The sequence below is a fragment of the Aurantiacibacter sp. D1-12 genome, from assembly GCF_028858515.1.
In the GTDB taxonomy this organism is placed as follows: domain Bacteria; phylum Pseudomonadota; class Alphaproteobacteria; order Sphingomonadales; family Sphingomonadaceae; genus Alteraurantiacibacter.
Genome location: NZ_JAPJZJ010000004.1, coordinates 202,538 through 226,451, shown reverse-complemented (window position 1 = coordinate 226,451; position 23,914 = coordinate 202,538). Strand labels below are relative to the sequence as shown.

The window sequence follows — 23,914 nt, the reverse complement described above, 5'->3', positions numbered from 1 at the left end:
CCCGCGAACTCGCACGCGAAATGGTCAGCGCCGACATGGAAACCATGAAAGCAGAACCCATCGCAGGCGGCGATTGATGGCATACGATCTCGCCGGAAAACGCGTCTATGTCGCGGGCCATAAAGGAATGGTCGGTTCTGCCATCGTGCGGCGACTGGAAAGCGAAAACTGCGAGATCCTGACGAGTGATCGCTCGACAGATCTGCGCGAGCAGGCTGCTGTGCGCGAGTGGTTCGCCGCACACAGACCGGATGCAGTCATTGTTGCCGCCGCCAAGGTCGGCGGCATTTTCGCGAATGCCACCTATCCGGCCGAGTTCCTTTACGACAACCTCATGATCGAGGCGAACGTCATCGAGGCGGCTTATCGCAATGATGCCGAAAAACTGCTCTTTCTGGGATCGTCCTGCATCTATCCCAAGCTGGCCCCTCAACCGATTCCCGAAGACGCACTGCTGACCGGGCCGCTCGAACCGACCAACGAATGGTATGCCATCGCCAAGATCGCCGGGATCAAATTGTGTCAGGCTTACCGCCGGCAATATGGCGTCGATTACATCAGCGCCATGCCGACCAACCTGTATGGCCCGGGCGACAATTTCGATCTGAAGAACAGCCATGTCTTACCCGCTCTGATCCGCAAGGCGCATGAAGCCAAAGAGGCCAGCGCCGACAGCATCGAAATCTGGGGCACCGGCACCCCGCGCCGCGAATTCCTGCATGTGGATGATCTGGCCGACGGTGCAGTCTTCCTGCTGCAGAACTATTCGGGCGATGAGCACGTCAATCTCGGCTCGGGCACCGACATGCCGATCATCGAACTGGCCGAACTGGTGTGCGATGTGGTTGGTTTCGAAGGTGCTATTACCAGAGACACCAGCAAGCCTGACGGGACGCCGCGCAAACTTATGAGTGGCGAGAAGATCGCGGCCATGGGTTGGACGCCCAAGATCGCCCTTCGCGACGGGATCGCCAATGCCTATGCTGCTTACCGCGCAGGTGAAGGCAAGTCGTAGGAAGCGCTAGAAGGCGCGCTCATGCACAAGCACGCGAAGTGTCGAGACAAGGATCGTCACATCGCGCCACAGGCTCCATCCCTGCATATATTCCAGATCTGCCAACAAGCGATTGGTCAACTGTGCTTCGGTCTCGGTAGCACCGCGATAGCCGCGCACTTGCGCAAGCCCGGTAATGCCAGGGCGAAGGCCGTGGCGTTGCCAATACTTGCGATCCACTTGCCAGAACAGCTTGCTGCCTGCCTTGGAGCCGAGCGCATGCGGGCGTGGACCGACAAGGCTCATTTCGCCCTTCAGCACGTTGATCAACTGCGGCAGCTCGTCAATACTGGTGCGGCGGATGAAACGCCCGATACGGGTAATGCGCTGGTCATCCTTTGCCGTGGATCGATCCCCGCTGGCATCACCTTCCCGCATCGAGCGGAATTTAAGGATGTCGAAGAACTCGTTCCCGCGGCCCATACGGCGCTGAACAAAGAACACGGGGCCGCCATCCTCCAGCTTGATCAGCAAGGCAACGCACAGCATCAGCGGCGAAAGCACGACCAGCACGGCGCTGGAAACGGCCACATCAAAGATGCGCTTGAACGCTCTGGCCCGAATGCCGAGCTGGCCTGTCGAGACCTTCAAAGAAGAAATGTCGGCAGCATCGTGATGGACCACACCGATTGCGCCAATCTCCCGCGAGAGCTGATGAATGACTTCGCCATGCAAGCCTGTACCCTTGAGTACATCTGACCAAGCCGCGCGATCCTCTGCCGTGCAGCTCACGATTACCTCGTCCATATGGCGCAGATATTTGCTCAACCGGTCGAGCGATTGCGGATTTTCCCGGTTTGCCGTCAGCCCGTGTTCGGCAGCATCGACATGAATGGCGTGCGGCAAGGCGAAGATAGGCCCTCCTGCCAGGATGACGAGCTTGTTCTGCGGGCTCGGCCCCCATTTCCGCGTGAACAGCCGGACGAGAGCAATGCGAACGAGCACCATCATGGCACCTGCAGACAGCAGACCTACAGCGAAGACCAGGCGCGAGAATTCGGCGTTGCTCTTGGCAAAAAAGGCCAGCAGGTTGAGCAGTGCAGCAGCTACTATCAGCCCGCCAATCGCCTTGAGCGAAGTCGTCTGCCATTCAGTGAGTGCGCGACGCGAATAGGTGCCGTTGTACAGCGCAACGGTGAGGTACAGCGGCAGGATCATATAGGCAGAATTCATTCCGCCTTCGAGCAGCGGCCAATTCGTCAGCGTGCCGAAATATAGAGCCGACACCGTAAAGAATGTCGCCAGCAGGACAACGACATCGCTCACCAGAAGGCCGAGATAGGCGCGCAACCGCCGCCGTTCGAGCGATGGCGCGAGGCCATTTTCGGGCGGCGAAGGTAGTGGTCTGTATTCCACATCCACAAGGTCCGGTGCGGCGTCTGCCGCATCGATCGGTTCCTGCAATGGAAGCTGCTCGTCCATCGAGTTTGCGACACCTTATTCCTTATCAGCCTACGTGATAGCACGTAGAGTTGCGCTTGTAAGGACAGCGATGGACTGATCACCCGCTCTTTCAGACCGGATTGTCGCAGAATTTAGCGCCTTGCAGCCGCGTATCGGGCAATCTGGGTGAGCTCACGCGCCAGCAACAGTTCTGCGGTCTGACTGTTGGCAAGCAGAGAGCGGTGCAAGTCAGCAAGGCGCGGCACCAGCCGCTCCAGCTTGCCGCCGCTCCAGCGCATGAGCTGATCACCCACCTCGCGATGCTCTTTGAAGAACACGCCGTTCATCTTGAGGAACTGCTTCATGTCATCGCCGCGCCGCAGCTTGGGAGAAAGAGCAGCGAGCTGCACCGCGCGTCGTTCCAGCGCCAGGGCAACGCCAACTGGGTTGAGCGAGACTTCACGCATTCGCGCAAGCTCACCTGGCAACTTGCCCAATTCACCGCCCAGCGCCGCGTTGACGAGCGGCATGAAGCCATCTTCTTCGGTGCTGGCTCCGACCGCGTCCCACGCCGACTGGTCAGCACGTTTCGGCGCTTGCGGCGACGCGTCGAGATAAAGCGCGAGTTTGTCGACCTCGGACTGCGCCAGCCGCACGTCGAGATTGGCTGCGCGGGCGATTGTTTCGGCCAGCGAACCATCGAGCCGCAAGCCAACTGCGTCAGCCATGGCACGCACATCCTGGGTGACCGAGCGCAAATCGGGAGGATAGAATACTGCAACGAGACTATCATCACGCTTCAACAACAGTTTGGCGCTGCGCGACTTGTCTGTGGCGGAAGTGGCAATGATGAAAATCGGCCAGCCATCATCCACCTCTCCGCGATCAACCAGCTCGCACCAGCTTTCCAGAGCAGCATGGGCTTCCTCGCCCGAAACGCGGGCAAAGATATGGCGAACATCACCGAACAGGGAGGTTGAGCGCGCTTCATCAACCAGACGCGAGGGATCGGACTTGAGATCAGCTCCACTCAGCTCGAGGCGTTCCCCGGCATCGGGCAATTCCGCAATCAGCCTGGCAACCGCAGCAGAGGCTCCTGCTTCATCCTGTCCGCAAAAGAAGAACAACCTGCATTTCCCGCCCGCGCGCTGGGCGGCTTGCGCATAGTCGCGCTGGGTAGCCTTCACTGCCCTATTCTCATTCGGCGCGCTCGCGCAGGACGCGCGTCAATCGGACAACGATCTGATCGGCAACTTCGACGGTGAGGTTCTCAAGCGCGGTCTGCTCCGCAGCGATGGTCGCATATTCGCTGCCCACCACATCGATACCGGCATCCGAACCGGCCGTGGCATCGACAAGGATTTCACCCGTCGCCATGTCCACCAACTGATAGCGCGCGCGCAGCGTGCGACGCTCGCGCCCAATCGTATCGTCGGTGAGCAGGCCCAACCCTTCGAGCCGGTCATCAAGCAGCACGTCGAGCCGGTACTGCGATCCTGCAGAGCCTTCTCCGCGGCCGAGCCGGTCATTCAGCGCATTGCGCATCAGCCAGCCTTCCTGGCCTTCGATGGGAGCGACTTCGATGCCCGCCAGCCCGCGCGCGATCACGCCGTTGCTTCCGCCCGCGTAGATCGGTTGCAGACCGCATGCCGAAAGCAGCGCCAGCGCCGCAAGCGAGGCGAGTACGCGCATCATGTGACGATATTGACCAGTCTGTCAGGCACCACGATCACCTTGCGAATATCTGCTCCGTCAATCGAACGCTGAACCTTCTCGCTAGCAAGCGCAAGCACCTCGAGGTCCTCTTTTGACGATCCCTTCGGAGCAGTCAGCGTATCGCGCAGTTTGCCCATATGCTGGACGGCGATAGTAACTTCGTCCTCGACCAGCAGAGCTTCGTCGACTTCAGGCCAGGCGGCATTGGCAACCAGGCCCTCGCCATCCATTGCCGCCCAGCCCTCTTCGGCAAGGTGCGGCATCATGGGAGAGGCCATCAGCAGGAGCGAGCGGATCGCGTGGTTGCGGCTTTCCGACGGCTGGGCCTTTTCGGCTGCGCTGGTGAGTTCGTAGAGCCGCGCAACAGCCTTGTTGAACGCAAGCGCTTCGATATCATCCGCCACGGCGGCAATGGTCTGGTGTGTCTTGCGCGCGAGATCCTTGTCCTCGCCGCTCGCGCTCTCGTCATACTGGCCGAACAGGCGCCAAAGGCGCTGAACATAGCGTCCGCACCCTTCGATGCCGGCTTCGGACCACGGCAGATCACGCTCTGGTGGCGAATCCGACAGCATGAACCAACGCACAGCATCAGCGCCATAGTCACGGATGATGTCTTCCGGGTCTACGACGTTCTTTTTCGACTTGGACATCTTGATGACCTTGCCGATCTCGACCGGCTGCCCGTCCGATTTCAGAGTCGCTCCGTCGCTCGTCCGATCAACTTCGGAGGGCATAAAGAAAGCCTCGCGCGCCCCATCCTTACGGCTGTACGTTTCATGCGTGACCATGCCCTGCGTGAACAGGCTTGCGAAAGGCTCCTTCACCTCCAGCAATCCGACATGCGCCAGTGCGCGCGTCCAGAAGCGGGCATAGAGCAGGTGCAGAATGGCGTGCTCGATCCCGCCAATATACTGGCCGACCGGCATCCACTTGGCGACCTCGTCTGCATCGAAGGGTTTGTCCGACGGCTGGCTGGCGAAACGCAGAAAGTACCAGCTCGAATTCACGAAGGTATCGAGCGTGTCGGTCTCTCGCTGAGCCGCGCTGCCGCATTTGGGGCAGCTAGTTTCCTTCCAGCTCGGATGGCGCAGCAGCGGGTTGCCCGGCTGCTCGAAAGAGACATCCTCGGGCAGCTTTACGGGCAGCTGGTCCTTGGGAACAGGCACCACGCCGCAAGTCTCGCAATGGATAAACGGGATCGGCGTACCCCAGTATCGCTGGCGCGAAACGCCCCAGTCTCGCAGGCGCCAGACGGTCGTGCCCTTGCCCCAGCCGCCGTTTTCGGCGCGGGCGATAACCTCTGCCTTGGCAGCTTCGACATCCATGCCATCGAGGAAGTCCGAATTGACGAGCACGCCTTCGCCTGCCTCGGCCTCGCCATCGAAAGGCTTGGCAGCTTCCTCCACGCTCGCCGCGACTACGCGCGGGATCGGCAGGCCATATTTGGTGGCGAATTCGAAGTCCCGCTGGTCGTGGCCGGGCACTGCCATGATCGCGCCCGTGCCGTAGTCCATCAGAACGAAGTTGGCGATGTAGAGCGGCAGATATTCACCCGTAAACGGGTGCCTTGCGCCAATACCGGTATCGAAGCCGAGCTTCTCCGCAGTCTCGAGCTCGGCAGCAGTGGTACCGCCTTTCTTGCACAGCTCGATAAATTTGGCCGCCTCGCAATTGTTGGCAGCGACATCCTGTGCGACCGGATGATCCGCCGCCACCGCGACAAAGCTCGCGCCGAAGATCGTATCGGGGCGCGTGGTGTAAACGGGCAGCGTGCCCCCGTTCGAAAGGTCGAATGCGAACTCTAGACCTTGCGACTTGCCGATCCAGTTTTCCTGCATCAGCCGCACCTTCTGCGGCCAGTCTTCCAACCCCTGAACGCCTTCGAGAAGGTCTTCAGCGAAATCCGTAATCTTCAGGAACCACTGGTTGAGCTTGCGCTTCTCGACCTCCGCGCCTGATCGCCAGCCCTTGCCGTCAATCACCTGCTCGTTGGCCAGAACCGTCATATCGACAGGGTCCCAGTTCACTTCGCTTTCCTTGCGGTAGACAAGGCCGGCGTTGAACAGTTCGATGAACAGCGATTGCTCGTGGCCGTAGTATTCGGGATCACACGTCGCGAATTCGCGGCTCCAGTCGAGCGCGAAGCCGAGCTGCTTCAGCTGCCCCTTCATCGTCTCAATGTTGTCGTAAGTCCAACCTGCAGGATGGACGCCCTTCTCCATCGCGGCATTCTCTGCCGGCATGCCGAACGCGTCCCACCCCATCGGATGGAGCACTTCATGCCCCTGCATCTTGCGATAGCGCGCCAGCACGTCACCCATCGTGTAGTTGCGCACGTGGCCAATGTGGATGCGCCCGCTGGGATAGGGAAACATCTCCAGCACATAGCTTTTCGGCTTGTCCGAATTGCTGTCTGCATCGAAACAGCGCGCATCGTCCCACGCACGCTGCCAGCGCCCGTCGGCAACAGACGGATCGAATCTCTCGTTACTCATGAAAGCCCCCTAGGGCAGATCACATGACAGTGGAACGGCGCAGATCGCGCGCGGTGGTGAGAATGATATCTTCCAACCGCTGTATCGTGGCAGCCGCAACAGGCGCTTCCACCCACTGGCCGTTCTGCATAACCTGACGCGTCGCATTCACGCGCAGCGCATCAGCCCGCAAGTCCTGATCGAGGATGGCGACCGACACGCTCACGCGTTCGTTCGGATTGTTGGGGCTGGTGTACCAGTCGGTGATCAGCACGCCGCCATTGCTGTCAGCAGTAGTGAGACGTGCGAACGAGAGCGTTTCAAGGCTAGCCCGCCAGAGGTAGGAGTTCACACCGATAGACGTCACCTGCGAGGCAGCAAGATCTGCCCGGAGTCGCTCGTCACTGCCGCCACCGCATGCGGCAAGGCCTGCTGTGGCAAGGCCCAGCACAAGGGCCGAACCCAATCGGCGGGCCGGAACGAAAGAGCGGAAAGTGGAATATGCCATCGTGTGTCCTGTAAACTCGTTTGCAACGGGAGAAACCCGCTGCAGGTTTTGCCTCTATACAAGCCGCATACGCAGTCGCAAGGCGCAGCGGGAAGATTGCGCGCAATTGCCCGATTCTGCACTGAATGCATGCTTAATGCCCACGATGATCCTGCAATGCACTTGTGTGCTGGCTGCAACACTTTGCCAAAAGGCGAAAAAGCATGGCGTATGCAGTGGCGAATCGGGAACGAAAGGCCTAGCGTATGAGTCGCTCAATAGTCACCGGCGAGTCGTTCGTTCAGGAAGAGTCCATTGGGTATGGGGAATAATGAAGGCCATGAAACGGCGTAGCAACACATTGGCAGGCAAGGTGACGCTCGCAGCGTCGGCTACGCTGTTGGCTGTTGCCCTCCCCAGTTCGGTATTCGCGATCGGCCTTTTGAATGGCGATAGTGTAAGCACCGACAGCACCAGTCAGTTCGCCTTTACCCCTGCGGCTGCGGACCCTGCCGTAGCAGCGCTCATCGCGGAACAGTCAGGTGGCAAGGCGCGGATGATGCGCTTCACTCCCGCAGGTGTCGTCAATTCCGGGGCAGAGCGATCAGTGACGGTTGCTGTTCGCGTGGACCAACAGGCTGCGGAAGCGCTTGCGGTCCGGTCCGGCATCGGCGCTGATGCTCCCAGCACGCTGCAGGTCGCGCCGACCCGGTACAATCTTGGCCTTGCACGTGGCTTTGGCAGCTTTGCCCGACCGGCACCTGCGCGCACTCCAATGCTTTCCAGCACACTTTCGAACGCCAATATTCCCGACATTTCCGATTTCTCGCTTCCCGAGAACAATCGGGACGAGCCGAGCCGCTTCGCCGCTCGCGTTGAGATGGAACAGACTCCAGTGGCCGGCCGCCGTGAAGAGGCGCGCACCAACGTGTCTGACCAGATGCTTGATGTCGGCGGCAGCTATCGCCTGACGCGCAACCTCGATATCACCGCAGGTGTGCGGTACGAGCAGGATCGCGACATTGTACCTCTGCCCGATGTGGAACAGCAGGACAGTCAGGCCGTTTATATCGGCACACAGTTCCGCTTCTAAGGCAGGATTCGCGCCAACAATTGCACAGGCATTGCTATGCGCGCCCCGCTTTGGCGGGGTTTTTCTTTGCGGAGTCACACGGCTCTGCACTAAAGCGGCAGCATATTTTCAATTCAGAGCAGAGATGGAGAACATCCCATGGCAAAAGTAGCAGTAGTCACCGGCGGTACCCGCGGCATTGGCCGGGCAATTTGTGAAACGCTGAAAGAAGACGGCTTTACAGTAGTCGCCAGCTATGCCGGCAATGACGATGCCGCACGCAAGTTCACCGACGAAACCGGCGTTCCCGCCTACAAGTTCGATGTTGGTGACTACGAAGCAACGCAGGCTGCCTGCGCCAAGATTGCCGATGAAGTCGGCCCGATCGATGTCGTCGTCAACAATGCCGGTATCACGCGTGACGGAACGCTGATGAAGATGAGCTACGAAGACTGGCACGATGTGATGCGCACCAACCTGGGCGGCTGCTTCAACATGGCCAAGGCCGCGTTCGAAGGCATGAAAGAACGCAAGTGGGGCCGCATCGTCAACATCGGCTCGATCAACGGTCAGGCGGGCCAGTACGGTCAGGTGAACTATGCCGCTGCCAAGTCCGGCATCCACGGCTTCACCAAGGCACTGGCGCAGGAAGGCGCACGCTATGGCATCACCGTGAACGCCATCGCGCCGGGCTACATTGATACCGACATGGTCGCCGCCGTGCCGGAGAACGTGCTTGAAAAGATCGTCGCCAAAATTCCGGTCGGTCGTCTGGGCCAGGCCAGCGAAATCGCTCGTGGCGTGAGTTTCCTGGCATCGGAAGACGGAGCATTCGTCACCGGATCGACCATGTCGATCAACGGCGGCCAGCACATGTATTGATGGGCTGATGCCCCTCTTTCCAAGAAGAGCGAGTTGACCGGTGGGCGATATCTATCACCCGCCGGTCAAGCGCTCGGTCGAAATTGCCGGACACAAGACTTCGATCAGTCTCGAACCGCTGTTCTGGGACATGCTCAACGATGTCGCGCGCCTCCGCAAATTGCCGCTCAATGCGGTGATCGCGATGATCGATGCAGAACGGATCGAGGCGGAGAACCCGCCGGGCCTCGCTACGGCGGTGAGGCTATGGCTTGCAGCCGATTTACGCGGTGATCTGCACGAAGGTTGACCGCGTCTATGCACCCGCGCAGAAGGCTCGCATGAGCAATCACAAACCGATCCGCAAGGCCGTGTTCCCCGTTGCCGGGCTTGGCACCCGCTTCCTGCCCGCCACCAAGGCGATCCCGAAGGAATTGCTTCCCATCGTTGACCGCCCGCTGATCCAGTACGCTGTGGACGAAGCGCGAGAAGCCGGGATCGAGCAGATGATCTTTGTCACCGGTCGCGGCAAGACTGCCATCGTCGAGCATTTCGATATGGCTTACGAGCTTGAAAGCACCATGAGCGAGCGCGGAAAGGACATGGCCGTGCTCGATCCTACCCGCGCCACTCCGGGCGATATCATCACCGTTCGCCAGCAGGTGCCCATGGGCCTTGGCCACGCCATCTGGTGCGCCCGAGCCATCGTGGGGGACGAGCCCTTTGCCATTCTGCTGCCTGATGAGATGATGGTCGCCCACCGCAATGGTAGTGGCTGCATGGCACAGATGGTCGAGGCCTATAACAAAGTCGGTGGCAACCTGATCTCGGTGCTCGAAGTCCCGCACGAGGCTGTGTCGAGCTACGGCGTGATCGATCCGGGCGAAAGCGCAGGCGCTTTAACCGAAGTGAAGGGGCTGGTCGAAAAGCCACCCGTCGATCAAGCGCCCTCAAACAAGATCATTTCGGGCCGCTACATTCTCCAGCCCGAAGTCATGCGTACGCTGGAAACACAGGGCAAGGGTGCCGGCGGCGAGATCCAGCTGACCGATGCGATGGCCAAGATGATCGGCTCGCAGGCATTCCATGCTGTCACCTTCGATGGGCGCCGGTTTGACTGCGGCAGCAAGGCCGGCTTTGTCGAAGCGACACTGGCGCTAGCGCTTGAGCGTGAAGACATGGGCGCAGAAGTGCGCGCGATCGCGGAAAGGCTCCTTGCACAGTAACGGCGTGGCATCACGCATACGAAAAGGGCGGGCCAAACGGCCCGCCCTTTTTCATTTCGCGATGTGGGGGCTGGCTTACTCGCCGCCGCGCGCAGCCTGTTCGCTGTTATCAGTATCAAGATTCGCCGTCATGTACGGGATCGGGTTGACCGACTGGCCGGCAATGCGGACTTCATAGTGCAGGTGCGGGCCGGTAGAGCGCCCCGTCGAACCGACATAACCGATCAGATCACCCACGCGAACCTGCTCACCCGGCTGCACGGTGTAGCTGGAAAGATGCGCGTAACGCGTTTCCATTTCCGCACCATGGCCGATCTGCACATAGTTGCCATAGCTCGAATACCACTGCGCCATCTCTACGATGCCATCTGCGGTTGCATAGACCGGTGTGCCACGCGGAGCGGCAAGGTCAACGCCGTGGTGGCGAGCGCGGCGACGCAGAATCGGGTGATTGCGATCACCGTATCCGCTGGTCAGGCGCGAATCGTTGAGCGGCATGCGCGAGGGAACCGACACGGCCAGCTGTGGCACAATGTCGATTTCACCAGCAGTCGAGACGGCAGCACCGCCGTCGATGCTTTCCCAGCTGGCGAACAATTCGCTGAACTCGCTGTCCAGGCTTCCCTCGGCAACACTATCGGTGTTGATGGTGCCTGCACGATCATCGTCTTCAGCCATTGCGGGCGTTGCAATAAGCAATGCACCAGCGGCAACAGCTTTGGCGAAATCAAAAAACATACGATCCCTTTGTTCTTTTCCGGCCCCTTTTCGGAACCAAGAGTGGACCCCACCCGTTTGTGTGATGCTGAGGTATGACCGCAAAAGTTAATCAAACAAGTGCGGCATAGCTTTCGCGCGACAAACCGGCTGCAAGACGCGCCGAGTCGTTGAACGGAGGCTTCAGCGCCCCCCGGAAGTGCGTTTTTACAAGATTTTTCCAGTGATTCTGCGGATTCTGGCCGTTTTTGGTGCAAATCTTTGCAAAATGCCTTGATCCGGCGGCGACGTGGCGAATCTCATCGTCAAGGATTCGTTGCAGAATTTTGGCCCCGCGTCCGTCACCCTGCGACCTTACGCGCTCAAGCGTAGCGGGTGTGACGTCAAGGCCCCTTGCCTCCAACACCATTGGTACAATCGCAAGCCGCGCTGCCAAGTTGTGGGCCGTATCACCAGCCGCTTGCCAGAGCCCCTCGTGCACAGGCAGATCGCCATAGGCCGCGCCTATCGTACCAAGGTGACGCTCGATCAGTGCAAAATGCATCGCTTCGTCTGCTGCGACATCCAGAAAATCGGTAATGAACGCGTGATCCATCTGCGCGCCGAACCGCCCGACGATGTCGAGCGCGAGATCGATCGCGACAAATTCGATGTGCGCGAGACTGTGCCACAAGGCCACCCGATTGCGCTGAGAACCGCCCTTGCCACGCTTAGGCATCTGCGACGGCGGGAGCACCTGAAGATCCACCGGCCACTCGGGCCGGTCGGGCATTGCTGCTGAAAAGCCGGTCGGAAGGTTGCCGTGCCGCCAATCCCGCACCAGCTTGCGCGTGCGCATGACCTTGCTTCGTTTGTCGCCGGTCAGCAGCGCATCACGGATCGCAGTAGAAAGGTCGACGGTCAAAGCGCCTTGGCCGCAGCGAGCACTTCTTCTGCGTGGCCTTTGACCTTCACCTTGCGCCAGACCTGAGCGATTGTGCCATTGGCATCAACGAGGAATGTCGAACGTTCCAGGCCCATATAGGTCTTGCCATACATCTTCTTCTCGACCCACACGCCCAGTGCTTCGGCCAGACCGTCGGTCTCGGCATCGGTGGCCAGCGGAGCTTTGAGGTCATGCTTGGCGATGAAGTTCTGGTGCTTCCTGGCCGAGTCCTTGCTCACGCCGAGCAGTGCCACGCCCGCCGCATCGAATTCGCCTTTCAGCGCAGAAAAATCCTTGTTCTCGGTGGTGCATCCGGGGGTATTGTCCTTCGGGTAAAAGAACACGACCAGCTTCTGGCCCCTGAAGTCACTCGCCTTTACGCTACCGCCATCGGGCGTTTCCATCGCCATATCGGGCATTGCGTCTCCAGCGTCGGGGCGATTTGCCATCATTCAATCTCCAGATCTTCGTCAAAGTGTCTGCTCCATTGTGTGGCGATCCCTCGCCGCGCTTCAAGGAGGGCCTGTAACAAATCGGCATAGCTATCGAACCCGCATGCCTTGGCGAGCACGCTCTTTGCTGCCTCGGGCGGTTCGTATCCGTCTGGTGCAAACAAACGCTCGGCGACAAGGAAACGTGTCAGCATCAGGTGATTTTCGGCATGCTCTACCGGCAGCAATCCGGCGTCCGCCAAACCGCTTATCGCCTTCTCCAATGCCGGCTCGAGCGCCACGCCTTCGCGCAGCTGCAAGTAGTGGATCAGAAACTCTGAATCGACGAGACCGCCGCGCAGCAGTTTAACATCAAGCGGCCCTTGCGCTGGCTTGTTGGCCAGGACATCGGCGCGCATCGACAGTACATCCTCACGCAGCTTGGCCTTGTCGCGCAGCTGGCAGAGCGCATTGCGGACGATGATCCGCAGCTGCTCTTTTGCCGCGTCCGAGCCGTAGAGCGGGCGGGCACGGGCCAGCGCCATATGCTCCCACGTCCACGCGTCCTCCCGCTGGTACTTGGCAAAAGCATCGAGGCTGACCGCAAGCGGTCCTTGCTTGCCTTGCGGGCGAAGCCGCGTGTCCACCTCATAGAGCGCACCCTCGGCCGTCGGCACGCTCAACGCGGCAGAGACGCGGGTCGCAAGGCGATTGAAATAGAGTGTCGAGGAAAGTGGTCTGCGGCCATCCGATTCAGCGCCAATATCGCCGGTAAACAGGAACACAATATCAAGGTCCGACGCATGGGTCAGCGCGCCGCCACCCAGCCGTCCTAGCCCGAGGACGACCAACTCGCTCCCCGCGATTTCGCCATGCGTCCCGCGGAACTCTTCGACGGCGGCAGCAGCTCCTGTCGCGATTGCCGCTTCGGCGATGCGGCAAAGCCCTTCGGCGATATCGAGCGGATCGTGGCGGCATTCGATCATCTGCGCACCCAGCGCGAACCGCCCTTCGCCGACGATCTGCCGAAGGCGATCAAGCCGCGCCTCGTAATCGTCCTCCTCGCTGCGCGCCATGCGGGCCGCAAGCGCAGGCACATCATCGGGCAATTGCGCACCGCTGGCATCGAACAGCACGTCGAGAAGTTCGGGGCGTCGTGCCAGCGCATCGGCGAGCGGCCGAGCGAGTGTGAGGATACGCAGAACGCGTTCGAGCAGGCCCGGACGCTCCTCGAACAGACGGAACAGGTTGATCGCGGTCGGCAAGCGGGTGAGCAGTGTTTCCCATCGCGCAAGCGCGCGGTCGGGATCGGGGGCATCGGCAAGTGCCTGCAACAGGTCATTGCGCATGGCATCGAAGGCCTTGAGTGCCTCCGTCGAGCGAAGCGCGCGGATGGTCCCTTTCCAGCTTTTCACCCGGCTCTCGAAATGATCGCGGAAATCATCCGGTACCGAGACGCTGGCAGGAGCAGTATCGTCTTCACCCAGCAGGGCATCGTAGCGCTCAGCCACGGCATCAGTGATTTCGCGTAGCTCCTCGATCAGTGCTTTGCCGTCGGGCAAGCCGTCGAGCCTTGCGACGTTGTCGATCGCCTCTTCGCCGTCGGGAATTTGGTGCGTCTGACGGTCGTTCACCATCTGCAAACGGTGTTCGATCACGCGCAGCCGGTCGTAGCTTTCGCCGAGCACCTGCGCGTCATCCGCTCCGATCACCTCAGCCGCCGCCAGCGCGTCGAGTGTTGCGCGCGTACCGCGACGCCGCAGCGCCGGATTGCGGCCGCCGTAGATCAGCTGGTGAGTCTGCGCATAGAATTCGATCTCGCGTATCCCGCCGCGCCCTTTCTTGACGTCGAAACCCGGCCCCGGCTCGCGCGGTCCTTTGTAGGCCGAGCGAATACGCGCGGTGAGGCGGCGGATCGATTCGATGGCGGTGAAATCGAGGCTCTTGCGCCAGACGAAGGGGCGGATGTCCTCGAGGAACGCCTCGCCCGCCGCAAGGTCTCCACCCGCAGGCCGCGCGCGGATAAAGGCCGCGCGTTCCCATGCCAGCGCCGAGGTTTCGTAGTGCGAGATCGCACCGTTAATCGGGACAGCCAACGGGCTGACTTCGCTCGCCGGACGCAACCGCAGGTCGACGCGCAGCACATAGCCCTCACCCGTTGGCTGGGAGAGCAGCTCTACCACGTGGCGCGCGTATCGCTGGGCAGCTTCGCCCGGCTCGTCCCGCTCGCGCTTGGCCAGCCGGGTCGGATCGAACAGCAGGATCGGATCGATGTCGGACGAATAGTTGAGCTCACCCGCGCCCTGCTTGCCCAGCGCCAGCCCGACAAAGCCGCTTGCATCGGCATCGGGCACACGGCGGCACACCGCGGCTAGCATCGCTGCATCGAGCGCGCGGTCGGCAAAATCGCTGAGTTCCTGCATCACCCTCGCAAGCGGCGTGGCCCCCGCCAGATCGGCAACACCCAGCACCAGCGCAAGCGAAAGCCGTTCCTTGCGCAGCAAGTCCCCGACATCCTCGATGCCGTCACCGCTCGCTTTCGCTGCTGTGAGTGCTGCCTCGCCATCACCCTCCGCCAGTAGCTCGGTCAGCTCAGGCCGGCGTTCCGATGCAAGGCGCAGGAATGGCGCGTGCGCCAGCGCCCGATCCAGTCCGCTTTGCCAATCTGCAGCCATGCCCGTGGTCCTGCACACACCGCGCGCGCCTAGCAAGTCTGCTTGTGCTTGGCCTCGCGTGATGCCACATGGCGGGCAACACAAGTGAGAGGACTTTTTGATGCTGCGTATTCTCGCCCCCGCCGCTTTGCTGGCGCCACTGGTTGCTCTGGCCGCCTGCACGCCCGAACCGCAGGAGGTCACTCCCGAACTGTCGCTCGAGACGATGCAGAATGTGACGCGCACGCTGTCTTCGGACGAGTTCGAGGGCCGTGAACCGGGCACACCGGGTGGCGAGCGCACGGTTGCCTACCTGATCGAGCAGTTTCAGGCCGCGGGCCTGCAGCCGGGCAATGGCGATAGCTGGGTGCAGGAAGTGCCTCTGGTGGAAGTGACGGGCAGCAACTTTGCGCCGCTCACCATTGGAGACCAGCAGTTTGAGCATGGCAGCGAATGGGTAGGTGTATCCTACCCACTGGTCGAGCGGACCGAGATTACCGATAGCGAAGTGGTCTTCGTCGGCTACGGCATCAACGCGCCGGAGCGCGGCTGGAACGATTACGAAGGCCTGGACATGGAGGGGAAGACCGCGCTCATCCTCGTCAACGATCCAGACTATCAGGACGAAGGGCTGGAAGGTACCTTCGGTGGCCGCGCGATGACCTATTACGGGCGCTGGCGCTACAAGTACGAAGAGGCCGCACGACAGGGTGCCGCCGCTGCTATCGTGATCCACGAAGATTTCGCCGCGAGCTACGGCTGGAACGTTGTCGAAGGCGGCTGGACGGGCGCGCAGGCCTATGCCGACACCGGAGATGGCGGTGCGGGGAACACCGATATGAACGGCTGGATGACGCAGGACGCAGCGCGTCGTGTGCTCGCCGCCGAGGGTCTCGATCTGGACGAGCTTGTAGAAGCGGCAAGCCAGCCGGGCTTCCGCGCAGTCCCGCTGGAGCAGCGAGCCTCAACCAGCTTCGATAATTCGATCCGCCGCTTTACGTCTGAAAACGTGATCGGCATCCTCCCGGGCAACCAGCGCCCGACCGAATATGTCCTCCACACCGCGCACTGGGATCATCTCGGCATCTGCGGTGAAGAGGGCGATGAGGACATGATCTGCAACGGTGCGGTTGACAATGCCACCGGAACCGCAGCGCTGGTCGCTCTGGCCGAGGCACATGTTGCCGCCGGACCGACCCAGCGCACGCAGGTGTTCCTTGCCGTGACCGCCGAGGAATCGGGCCTGCTGGGCTCTGAATACTATGGTGCGAACCCGGTTTTCCCGCTCGACCGCACGGTGGGCGGTGTCAACATCGATGCGCTCTATGTGCTGGGCGAAGCAAGTGACGTGACTGTCATCGGCGGCGGCAAGAGCGAGCTCGACGGCTACCTTTCCGATGCCTTGCAGGCGCAGGGCCGCACCTCCACATCCGATGCCGCACCGCAGGCCGGACGCTACTACCGCTCCGACCATTTCAGCCTCGCCAAACGCGGCGTGCCGATGTTCTACGTGAAGAGCGGCCAGACGCTGAGTGAAGGCGGCGCGGAGGCAGGCGAAGCGGCCTATCAAGACTACAACACCAACCACTATCACGCGGCGAGCGACGAGTTCTCCGAAGACTGGGATTGGGCCGGTGTGATGCAGGACCTTGAGCTCTACTTCATGCTCGCGCGCGCGCTGGGCGATACCGGCGAATGGCCGAACTGGAACGAGGGCGACGAATTCCGCGCCACACGCGATGCAAGCTGTGCCTCCGACGACGGTGGTTGCTGACGCAATGGCGGCAAGGATGCCCGCCGAGTGGGCCCGGCAGGACTGGATCTGGATCGCCTTTCCCGCGCACGCAGAGCTGTGGGAAGATGATCTCCAGCCTGCACAAGAGCAGATGGCGGCCTTCGCCAATGCAGTAAGCGAGGCCGGGCAGGACGTGCGCCTTGTCGTGCGTGATGAGGCGACGAAGGCGGTGGCAAGCAAGCTCGTGTCGGCCAAGGTCACAATCGAACAGCACCCTTACGGTGATATCTGGATCCGCGATACCGGGCCGCTGATCCTGCCCGACGGTTCGGGCGGCAGACGCGCGCAGGGCTTCGGCTTCAACGGCTGGGGCGGCAAGTATCTGCTTCCGGGCGATCAGGAAACGGGTGCCTCGCTCGCTGCTGCTGGAGGCTTCGCGTATTCCCGCGCGGACTGGATCCTCGAAGGCGGTGCTATCGAGACCGACGGGACGGGACTGGTTGTCACCACCGAGCAATGCCTGCTCAATCCCAACCGCAATCCGCACCTGTCGCGCGAGCAGATCGAGGCGAACCTGCAGCGGGACTGCGGCTTTGACCGCGTCCTGTGGCTCGGCAACGGATTGCTGGGCGATCACACTGATGGCCACGTTGACAACCTCGCGCGCATGGTGGGCGAAGGCGTGATCGCCATTCCGGTGGCGCTAGACGATGACGATCCCAACGCTGCAACCTTTGCCGATGCCAGGGCACGCGCCGAAGCCTTCGGGCTGGAGGTGTGTGAGATACCCTCTGCCGGACGCATGGGTGACGATGACGAGGTGGAGCCTGCAAGTTTCATGAACTTCGCTGTCACCAACGGTGTGGTCGTGGTGCCGACCTATGGCTCCCCGCATGACAGGGCGGCAGTCAAGGCTATCGGCGCGCTCTTTCCTGATCGTGATGTCGTCGGCCTGCGCGCCGATGCCGTGCTGACCGGCGGCGGAAGCTTCCATTGCGCCAGCCAACACGTGCCAACGGCGGCCTGATCCGGGCGATCTTAACGATTCGTTAGGAATTTGGGCGGACAATGGCCACATGGCCAAAGCTATCGCCTTCACCCGCTCAAAAGCCGCATCCGCGCAGGAATATGCGCGCATCGCGATCGTGAGCTTTTGCGGTGTTGCGCTGATTGTCGCAGGCCAGTTCCTGCCGCTTTGACGCGCGCAACGTAACTTTCTCCCACTTTTCGGCGAATTTCTTCCTGACCCCGTTCAGGAGTGATTTGCGATGAAGTATGTTCTGGGCCTTGCTGCCGCCGCAGTGCTCGCGATGATCTGCGGATTCGTGCTCTACATGGACCGGGAGATGGAAGCCGCGCAGGTAGCTGAAGCCGACTTGCCGCCTGTACAGGCGGATGTCTCGCCTGTCGTGCTTGAGCTGTTCACAAGCCAGAGCTGTTCATCCTGTCCGCCCGCTGATGCTCTTGCGCGTGAACTGGCACAGCGGGACGATGTGATCGTGATCACGCGCCCGGTTACATATTGGAACCGCATCGGCTGGGTCGATACGCTGTCCAACGAACGCAACACTGAACTGCAACGCGCCTACGCCCGGCGCGGCCTAGAAGGTTACAACGGCGTCTACACCCCGCAGATCGTGATCAACGGGATGAGCGGCGATGTCGGATCGCGTGCCAACTCGGTGGCCGAGATGATCCGCGCCGCGCAAGCGGGCGAACGTCCCGACATCACCGTTTCCGACAACGGAGAGGTCGAGGTGCGCGGCTCGGCACCAGCATCTGCCGAGCTGGTAATCGTCGCTGTTGATGGTGCGGAGACGGTCGAGATTGCCTCAGGCGAAAACCGCAATCGGACAGTCACCTATACCAATACATGGCTCGGCGAAGCCCCGATCGGCTCATGGAATGGCGGCGATGCGGCATTTGACTTGCCCGCTACCATGCCGCTCGCTGGCGAGGCTGATGCCTACGCGATCATCCTGCGCGAGAGCACCCAGACAGGCGCGGGCCAGATTCTGGCCGGACGCTGGCTTTAGGCTGCCACCAGCTTGTAAAGCGCGCCCAGCGCAGCTCCGCCCAGCACAATTGCTGTCGCGACTTGCCACTGCGTCTTGCTCACCTGCCCGAAGGCGCGGTGGCCGAACCAGTCGCCGAACAAGACGGCTGGAAACAGCAGCGCTGCGAGCTCGATCTCTTCCCAGCCACCGACGCCCCGCCAGACGAAGAAGGCTGCCGAGAGCGGCGTCACCACCAGGAAGATCGCCATCATACTTGCACGGGCAACCCGGGGTTCCAGTCGCCCGCGCAGGTAGAACGGTGCCATCCCCGGCCCCGGCATTCCGGCAAATCCGCCGAAGAATCCGGTAAAAAAGCCCGAAAGTCCCATCGCGGAGCGGCGCGGCAAGGCGACTTTGCCAAGCGGGACAACCACCAGCACGAATGCCCCAAGCGATACCATGGCGATCAGCACGCGTGCCCAGTCCGGGCTGAGCGCCACGAGCGCCCACAGGCCCAGTGGCATGCATGCAAGAGCAATGACGGCGATGGGGATCGCGCTCTTGTCGGCATCACGCCGGATGCGGCCAATGTCGGTCAGTCCGATCAGAAACAACGAGACGATCCCCACCAGCACCGCTGCGCTCGGCTCAATCGCCAGCTGCAGTACAGGTACCAGAACCACCGAAAGGCCAAATCCCGCGAGGCCGCGCACGAAGCCCGCCGCGATCGCAGCGAGCAGTGCGACGGCAATCGTCTCTGGTGAAAATCCGAACACGCGCTTCGCCTTCTAGAGCTTGAGCAGCGCTGCCACAGCGGCCGCCCCAAGCACAATGCCGACAAAAGCCCGCCAGACCGGATCGCTCACTCGTCCGAAGACCAGCGAACCGAGCCAGTTGCCGAGCGCCATCACCGGAAACAGGAGCAAGCCGAAGACCAGCAAGCGCCACTCAAGTAAGCCCGTGATCGCACCCGAGGTAAGGCTCGCCAGCGCAGACACACCGAAGATGCCGATCATTGATGCCTTGGCCATCACCCGCGGCATGTCCTGCCGCACATAATAGGGCACGACCGATATTCCCGGCATGGCGGCAAATCCGGTCATCACGCCTGCGATCAGGCCCGTGGCTCCGGTGGCGACCTTACCGGGCGGTCTTGGCTGCTTGCTACGGGGAAACACGACCACAAGGAATGCCGTCAATGCCGCCAGCGCAATCAGCACACGGGCAAGCGGCGGCGGCGTCATAGACAGAAGCAAGAGCCCCGGCATTGTCGTGAGGATCAACAGCCCCATGATCCAGTAGGCCGACCTGTCCGCTTCGCGCAGGACGTAGCGGATCTCGCTCAGTGCCAGCGAAAACGCGAGTACATTCACCAGCAGAACCGCCTCCAGCGGTAGCAGCGCCAGCGCGAGGATCGGTGCAAGCAGGAAGCCGAAGCCGAACCCCGTCAGCCCGCGCACAAATGCCGCGCCCAGCGTTGCGACAACCGCTGCGACAATCTGCGTCGTTGAAAATCCGTCGAGGATTTCCAAGCGATCAGGCCTTCAGATCGGGCGGGGTCGCGGCGTCTTTGAGCGTGGCAATCGCATCGTCGAGGGCGAGGAACTGCTGTTGCTTTTCACCCAGAGTGCGCATGGCAACGGTGCCTTCCTCCGCCTCGCGCTTGCCGATAACAAGGATATGCGGAACCTTCGCCAGCGAGTGTTCGCGGACCTTGTAATTGATGCTTTCGTTGCGGAAATCGCTTTCCACTCGGATGCCGGCGGCTTCGAGCTTGGTGATCGCTTCCTTCGCATAGTCGTCCGCATCGGAAACGATGGTTGCGACAACGGCCTGCGTCGGTGCGAGCCATACGGGCAGGCGACCGGCAAAATGCTCGATCAGGATACCGATGAAGCGCTCGTAAGAGCCAAAGATCGCGCGGTGGAGCATGACGGGTCGGTGCTTCTCGCCATCCTCTCCCACATAGGTCGCGTCAAGGCGTTCGGGCAGCACACGGTCACCCTGGATCGTGCCGACCTGCCAGGTGCGGCCGATGGCATCGGTCAGGTGCCATTCGAGCTTGGGCGCGTAGAAAGCACCTTCGCCGGGGAGTTCTTCCCAGCCGTATTCCTCGTTGTCCATTCCCGCTTCGGCCACGGCATCGCGCAGCTCCTGCTCGGCCTTGTCCCAGTCTGCATCCGAACCGAAACGTTTCTCGGGCCGTAGGGCCAGCTTCACGTGATAGGTGAAGCCGAAGTCCTTGTAGACGCTATCCGCCAGCTTGCAGAAGGCGCGCACTTCCTCGACGACCTGGCCTTCCGTGCAGAAGATATGCGCATCATCCTGCGTGAACTGGCGCACGCGCATCAACCCGTGCAGCGCGCCGTGCGGCTCATTGCGGTGACAGCAGCCCATTTCGCCCAGCCGGATCGGCAGATCGCGATAGGAAGTAATGCCCTGCTTGAAGACGAGAACGTGCGCGGGGCAGTTCATCGGCTTCATCGCCAGCCATGCGGCATCTTTTGCCACACTCGGCGCGCTCTCGCCGCTCTCCTCATCCACCTCAGGGACGATGTCGGGGACGGCGAACATGTTCTCGGCATATTTGCCCCAGTGGCCGGACTGGGTCCACTGCTTCACGTCCATCAGCTGCGGCGTCTTGATCTCCTGATAGCCCGCGCCGTCCATCTTGCGGCGCATATAGGCTTCCAGCTCGCGCCACACGCGATAGCCATTGGGGTGCCAAAAGACCGACCCGTGCGCTTCTTCCTGCAGGTGGAACAGATCCATTTCGCGGCCCAGCTTGCGATGGTCGCGCTTGGCGGCTTCTTCCAGACGGGTCAGATGCGCATTGAGCTGCTTCTTGTTGAGCCAGCCGGTACCGTAGATGCGCGTCAGCTGCGCATTGTTCTGGTCGCCGCGCCAGTATGCCCCGGCGACGCGCATCAGCTTGAACGCCTGCGGATCGAGCTTGCCGGTGGAGGCCAGGTGCGGGCCGCGGCACATGTCGAGCCAATCATCGCCCGACCAATAGACCGTAAGCTCTTCACCCTCAGGCAATTCCTTCGCCCATTCGGCCTTGAACACTTCGCCATCGGCTTCCCATTTGGCGATCAGGTCCTCACGGCTCCAGATTTCGCGGCGGAGCGGTTTGTCGGCCTTGATGATCTCGCGCATCTTTTCTTCGATGGCAGGCAGGTCTTCGGACGAGAACGGATCGCGGCTCTCGGGCGCTTTCACGTCGTAGTAGAACCCGTCGTCGGTTGCGGGACCGAAGGTGATCTGCGTGCCGGGATAGAGCGCCTGTACGGCTTCAGCGAGCACGTGCGCGAAGTCATGGCGCGCGAGTTCGAGCGCCTCTTCCTCATCGCGCGAGGTAATCAGCGCCAGTTCGGCGTCGCCATTGAAGGGGCGATTGATATCGCGCAGCTCGCCATCGACGCGCGCAGCAATGGCAGCCTTGGCAAGGCCCGGGCCGATAGCGGCAGCGACATCGCCCGGAGTCGAGCCCCGTTCCATTTCGCGCACGGAGCCATCGGGAAGGCTGATCTTGAGAAGTTCGGTCATCACTTCAGACTTTCACTCGAATTCATTTTCATGCCCTCCCTAAGGATGGGCGCTCATACCGCAAGCGTTTTGGACGAGGGCAAGGTCCTCGGGGGCCATATTGTGCAATTCGCCTGCCAGATTCGCCTCGACGAAATCGGCCAGCGCCCGCGCATCGGCCAGCGCATTGTGCGGTATGTCGCTCGCCTTGGCGGTGTCAAACCCGGCAAGATTGAGGAGCAGGCACGCATACTGGAACGGATCGTTTCGCTTGCCATGATCGCGCAGCAGCATGGCGTTGAAATGGACAAGGTCTTCCGGCCAGTCGGCAATGAAAACGTGCGGTCCTGCATCCTTGCGCAGAAACTTCTGCATCTTCTTTACCACCTGCAAGCGCTCGATCGGCTCCTGATTATAGAAGGGCACGACATGCTCCTGTACCCACGGCACGACAAGTTCGTGCGCGTGCAGCACTTCGTAGAAATGCGCGCCATCCTCTCGCACCAGCGCGATGCTGAGCAATTGCCCGCCGGTGCCGTTGAATTCGGTGTCGATATAATAGCGCATACACGCTCCCTCGCGCCGCTGTGTCGTTCTGCCGGTTTCGGGAAGCTGGCGCGATGCCACCCGAAACCGGGTGGCGGAGTACGTGATCAGGCCACGACCATCCGCCCCCGGTTGCCCGAGGTGGTGGTAGTTGTCGTAGTCGTCACGCGATTGGCCATGAGCAGGACATAAGGAGAGCCCCGCCGTTTGTCACCCTCCCTTGACGCATGGCCATTGCATGGCGAGGGATCGTTTCGATGACAGAAATTCGCACGCTACCATCGGCGCAAGGCATTGAACTGGCATTTCGTCACACCACCGGGTCTGGCCCCGCAGTGGCCTTCCTGCCCGGCTACATGTCGGACATGGACGGGAGCAAGGCGACCGCCATTTTCGCACATTGCAAGGCACAGGGGCGCGAATGCCTGTTGCTCGATTACTCGGGTTGCGGGGAGAGCGATGGCGACTTTGCCGATGGCACACTGACTATCTGGCGCGACGAGGTCTTGCTGCTGATTGCGAACCAGATTGAAAACGAGAAGGTTGTTGTCGTCGGCTCATCGATGGGCGGCTGGCTAATGCTGCTTGTCGGCTTGGCACTCAAAAACCGGCTTGCTGGCCTTGTTGGCATCGCCTCGGCTCCCGATTTTTCGGACTGGGGGTATGATGAGGCGCAAAAGGCGCAGTTGCGTGAGGGCGAAACGATCTTCGAAGAGAGCGACTACGGCTATGACCCCATGCCCACCTATGCCGGGTTCTGGGCCGATGCCGAAGCCAACCGGCTGCTCAACAACACCATTCCGATTACCTGCCCGGTACGCCTGTTGCACGGTCAAGAGGACAAGGATGTTCCTTGCGATACCTCACTGCGACTTGCGAAGGCTCTCGCCAGCGAAGATGTGCACGTCACGCTGATCAAGGGCGGCGACCATCGGCTATCACGCGAGAGTGACGTATCGGTGTTGCTACGAACCGTTGATGCTGCATGTGAAATCTAGTTTCTGGTGAGACATTTTTGGTGCATCGCGTGCAACAGCGCGATAGAGGCGCGCGCAAGGTTGCGGTAGGAGTCGCAACTGCATATCGAGTCGAGGCGCTGGACCGCACA

At 61.2% G+C, this 23,914-nt stretch carries 23 protein-coding genes; 10 read left to right on the top strand and 13 right to left on the bottom strand.

What is annotated here, in order from left to right:
• The first annotated feature begins 76 nt into the window (after positions 1-76).
• Entirely contained in the window at positions 77-1,015 is a 939-nt protein-coding gene (gene fcl / locus OOZ52_RS11025; RefSeq protein ID WP_274698570.1) for a GDP-L-fucose synthase, read from the top strand.
• A 6-nt stretch (positions 1,016-1,021) separates the two neighbouring features.
• Here fcl and OOZ52_RS11020 read toward each other — a convergent pair whose 3' ends face one another.
• The 5 genes from OOZ52_RS11020 to OOZ52_RS11000 form a co-directional block, all read right to left on the bottom strand.
• Entirely contained in the window at positions 1,022-2,476 is a 1,455-nt protein-coding gene (locus tag OOZ52_RS11020; RefSeq protein ID WP_274698569.1) for an exopolysaccharide biosynthesis polyprenyl glycosylphosphotransferase, read from the bottom strand.
• A 113-nt stretch (positions 2,477-2,589) separates the two neighbouring features.
• Positions 2,590-3,624: a DNA polymerase III subunit delta gene (holA, locus tag OOZ52_RS11015; protein ID WP_274698568.1), complete on the bottom strand. Its 1,035-nt coding sequence runs from the start codon at positions 3,622-3,624 to the stop codon at positions 2,590-2,592.
• A gap of 10 nt (positions 3,625-3,634) precedes the next feature.
• Positions 3,635-4,132: an LPS assembly lipoprotein LptE gene (gene lptE / locus OOZ52_RS11010; RefSeq protein WP_274698567.1), complete on the bottom strand. Its 498-nt coding sequence runs from the start codon at positions 4,130-4,132 to the stop codon at positions 3,635-3,637.
• Positions 4,129-6,648 carry a leucine--tRNA ligase gene (leuS, locus tag OOZ52_RS11005; protein ID WP_274698566.1) on the bottom strand — a complete coding sequence of 840 codons (2,520 nt, stop codon included), beginning with the start codon at positions 6,646-6,648 and terminating at the stop codon, positions 4,129-4,131. Before leuS ends, lptE begins: the two co-directional genes overlap by 4 nt.
• 19 nt (positions 6,649-6,667) lie before the next feature.
• Positions 6,668-7,135 (bottom strand): DUF3576 domain-containing protein, encoded by a 468-nt coding sequence (locus OOZ52_RS11000; protein ID WP_274698565.1) that lies wholly within the window; start codon positions 7,133-7,135, stop codon positions 6,668-6,670.
• Between the two features lie 319 nt (positions 7,136-7,454).
• On the opposite strand from OOZ52_RS11000, the gene OOZ52_RS10995 reads away from it, so the two are divergent.
• The 4 genes from OOZ52_RS10995 to galU all read left to right on the top strand — a co-directional run bounded on the left by OOZ52_RS10995 (position 7,455) and on the right by galU (position 10,273).
• Positions 7,455-8,207: a hypothetical protein gene (locus OOZ52_RS10995; RefSeq protein ID WP_274698564.1), complete on the top strand. Its 753-nt coding sequence runs from the start codon at positions 7,455-7,457 to the stop codon at positions 8,205-8,207.
• Positions 8,208-8,345: 138 nt separating this feature from the next.
• The gene (gene phbB, locus OOZ52_RS10990) at positions 8,346-9,068 is read left to right on the top strand and encodes an acetoacetyl-CoA reductase (protein WP_274698563.1); all 723 of its coding nucleotides are present in this window, start codon (positions 8,346-8,348) and stop codon (positions 9,066-9,068) included.
• Positions 9,069-9,108: 40 nt separating this feature from the next.
• On the top strand, positions 9,109-9,357 hold the full coding sequence (locus OOZ52_RS10985; protein ID WP_274698562.1) for a ribbon-helix-helix domain-containing protein: 249 nt from the start codon (positions 9,109-9,111) through the stop codon (positions 9,355-9,357).
• A 31-nt stretch (positions 9,358-9,388) separates the two neighbouring features.
• On the top strand, positions 9,389-10,273 hold the full coding sequence (gene galU / locus OOZ52_RS10980; RefSeq protein ID WP_274698561.1) for a UTP--glucose-1-phosphate uridylyltransferase GalU: 885 nt from the start codon (positions 9,389-9,391) through the stop codon (positions 10,271-10,273).
• Positions 10,274-10,348: 75 nt separating this feature from the next.
• Here galU and OOZ52_RS10975 read toward each other — a convergent pair whose 3' ends face one another.
• The 4 genes from OOZ52_RS10975 to glnE form a co-directional block, all read right to left on the bottom strand.
• Positions 10,349-11,011: a M23 family metallopeptidase gene (locus OOZ52_RS10975; protein WP_274698560.1), complete on the bottom strand. Its 663-nt coding sequence runs from the start codon at positions 11,009-11,011 to the stop codon at positions 10,349-10,351.
• A 91-nt stretch (positions 11,012-11,102) separates the two neighbouring features.
• The gene (locus OOZ52_RS10970) at positions 11,103-11,894 is read right to left on the bottom strand and encodes a ferritin-like domain-containing protein (protein ID WP_274698559.1); all 792 of its coding nucleotides are present in this window, start codon (positions 11,892-11,894) and stop codon (positions 11,103-11,105) included.
• Positions 11,891-12,364, bottom strand: coding sequence for a peroxiredoxin (locus OOZ52_RS10965; protein WP_274698578.1), 474 nt, complete (start codon positions 12,362-12,364; stop codon positions 11,891-11,893). The genes OOZ52_RS10970 and OOZ52_RS10965 overlap by 4 nt, the downstream gene beginning before the upstream one ends.
• Positions 12,364-15,021 carry a bifunctional [glutamate--ammonia ligase]-adenylyl-L-tyrosine phosphorylase/[glutamate--ammonia-ligase] adenylyltransferase gene (gene glnE, locus OOZ52_RS10960; protein WP_274698558.1) on the bottom strand — a complete coding sequence of 886 codons (2,658 nt, stop codon included), beginning with the start codon at positions 15,019-15,021 and terminating at the stop codon, positions 12,364-12,366. Before glnE ends, OOZ52_RS10965 begins: the two co-directional genes overlap by 1 nt.
• Positions 15,022-15,121: 100 nt before the next feature.
• Between glnE and OOZ52_RS10955 the strand changes: the two genes are divergently transcribed.
• From OOZ52_RS10955 to OOZ52_RS10940, 4 genes are all read left to right on the top strand, one after another.
• Positions 15,122-16,774 (top strand): M28 family peptidase, encoded by a 1,653-nt coding sequence (locus OOZ52_RS10955; protein ID WP_274698557.1) that lies wholly within the window; start codon positions 15,122-15,124, stop codon positions 16,772-16,774.
• Positions 16,775-16,790: 16 nt separating this feature from the next.
• The gene (locus tag OOZ52_RS10950; RefSeq protein ID WP_274698556.1) at positions 16,791-17,762 is read left to right on the top strand and encodes an agmatine deiminase family protein; all 972 of its coding nucleotides are present in this window, start codon (positions 16,791-16,793) and stop codon (positions 17,760-17,762) included.
• A gap of 49 nt (positions 17,763-17,811) precedes the next feature.
• Entirely contained in the window at positions 17,812-17,934 is a 123-nt protein-coding gene (locus OOZ52_RS10945; RefSeq protein ID WP_274698555.1) for a hypothetical protein, read from the top strand.
• Positions 17,935-18,003: 69 nt separating this feature from the next.
• Positions 18,004-18,771, top strand: a complete 768-nt coding sequence (locus OOZ52_RS10940; protein WP_274698554.1) for a DUF1223 domain-containing protein — start codon at positions 18,004-18,006, stop codon at positions 18,769-18,771.
• On the opposite strand, the gene OOZ52_RS10935 is transcribed toward OOZ52_RS10940, so the two are convergent.
• Genes OOZ52_RS10935 through OOZ52_RS10920 form a run of 4 tightly spaced genes read right to left on the bottom strand, consistent with a single transcriptional unit; the run spans position 18,768 to position 22,827 of the window.
• Positions 18,768-19,508: a sulfite exporter TauE/SafE family protein gene (locus OOZ52_RS10935; RefSeq protein WP_274698553.1), complete on the bottom strand. Its 741-nt coding sequence runs from the start codon at positions 19,506-19,508 to the stop codon at positions 18,768-18,770. The two genes, OOZ52_RS10940 and OOZ52_RS10935, sit on opposite strands and share 4 nt — an antisense overlap.
• A gap of 12 nt (positions 19,509-19,520) precedes the next feature.
• A complete protein-coding gene (locus OOZ52_RS10930; RefSeq protein WP_274698552.1) occupies positions 19,521-20,264 on the bottom strand; it encodes a sulfite exporter TauE/SafE family protein in 744 nt (247 codons plus the stop codon).
• Positions 20,265-20,268: 4 nt separating this feature from the next.
• The gene (gene thrS, locus OOZ52_RS10925; RefSeq protein WP_274698551.1) at positions 20,269-22,281 is read right to left on the bottom strand and encodes a threonine--tRNA ligase; all 2,013 of its coding nucleotides are present in this window, start codon (positions 22,279-22,281) and stop codon (positions 20,269-20,271) included.
• Between the two features lie 39 nt (positions 22,282-22,320).
• Complete coding sequence (locus OOZ52_RS10920) at positions 22,321-22,827, bottom strand: 3'-5' exoribonuclease (protein WP_274698550.1); 507 nt, start codon at positions 22,825-22,827, stop codon at positions 22,321-22,323.
• A gap of 236 nt (positions 22,828-23,063) precedes the next feature.
• Here OOZ52_RS10920 and OOZ52_RS10915 point away from each other — a divergent pair, with 236 nt between their 5' ends.
• Complete coding sequence (locus OOZ52_RS10915; protein ID WP_274698549.1) at positions 23,064-23,804, top strand: alpha/beta hydrolase; 741 nt, start codon at positions 23,064-23,066, stop codon at positions 23,802-23,804.
• The last annotated feature ends 110 nt before the right edge of the window (positions 23,805-23,914 follow it).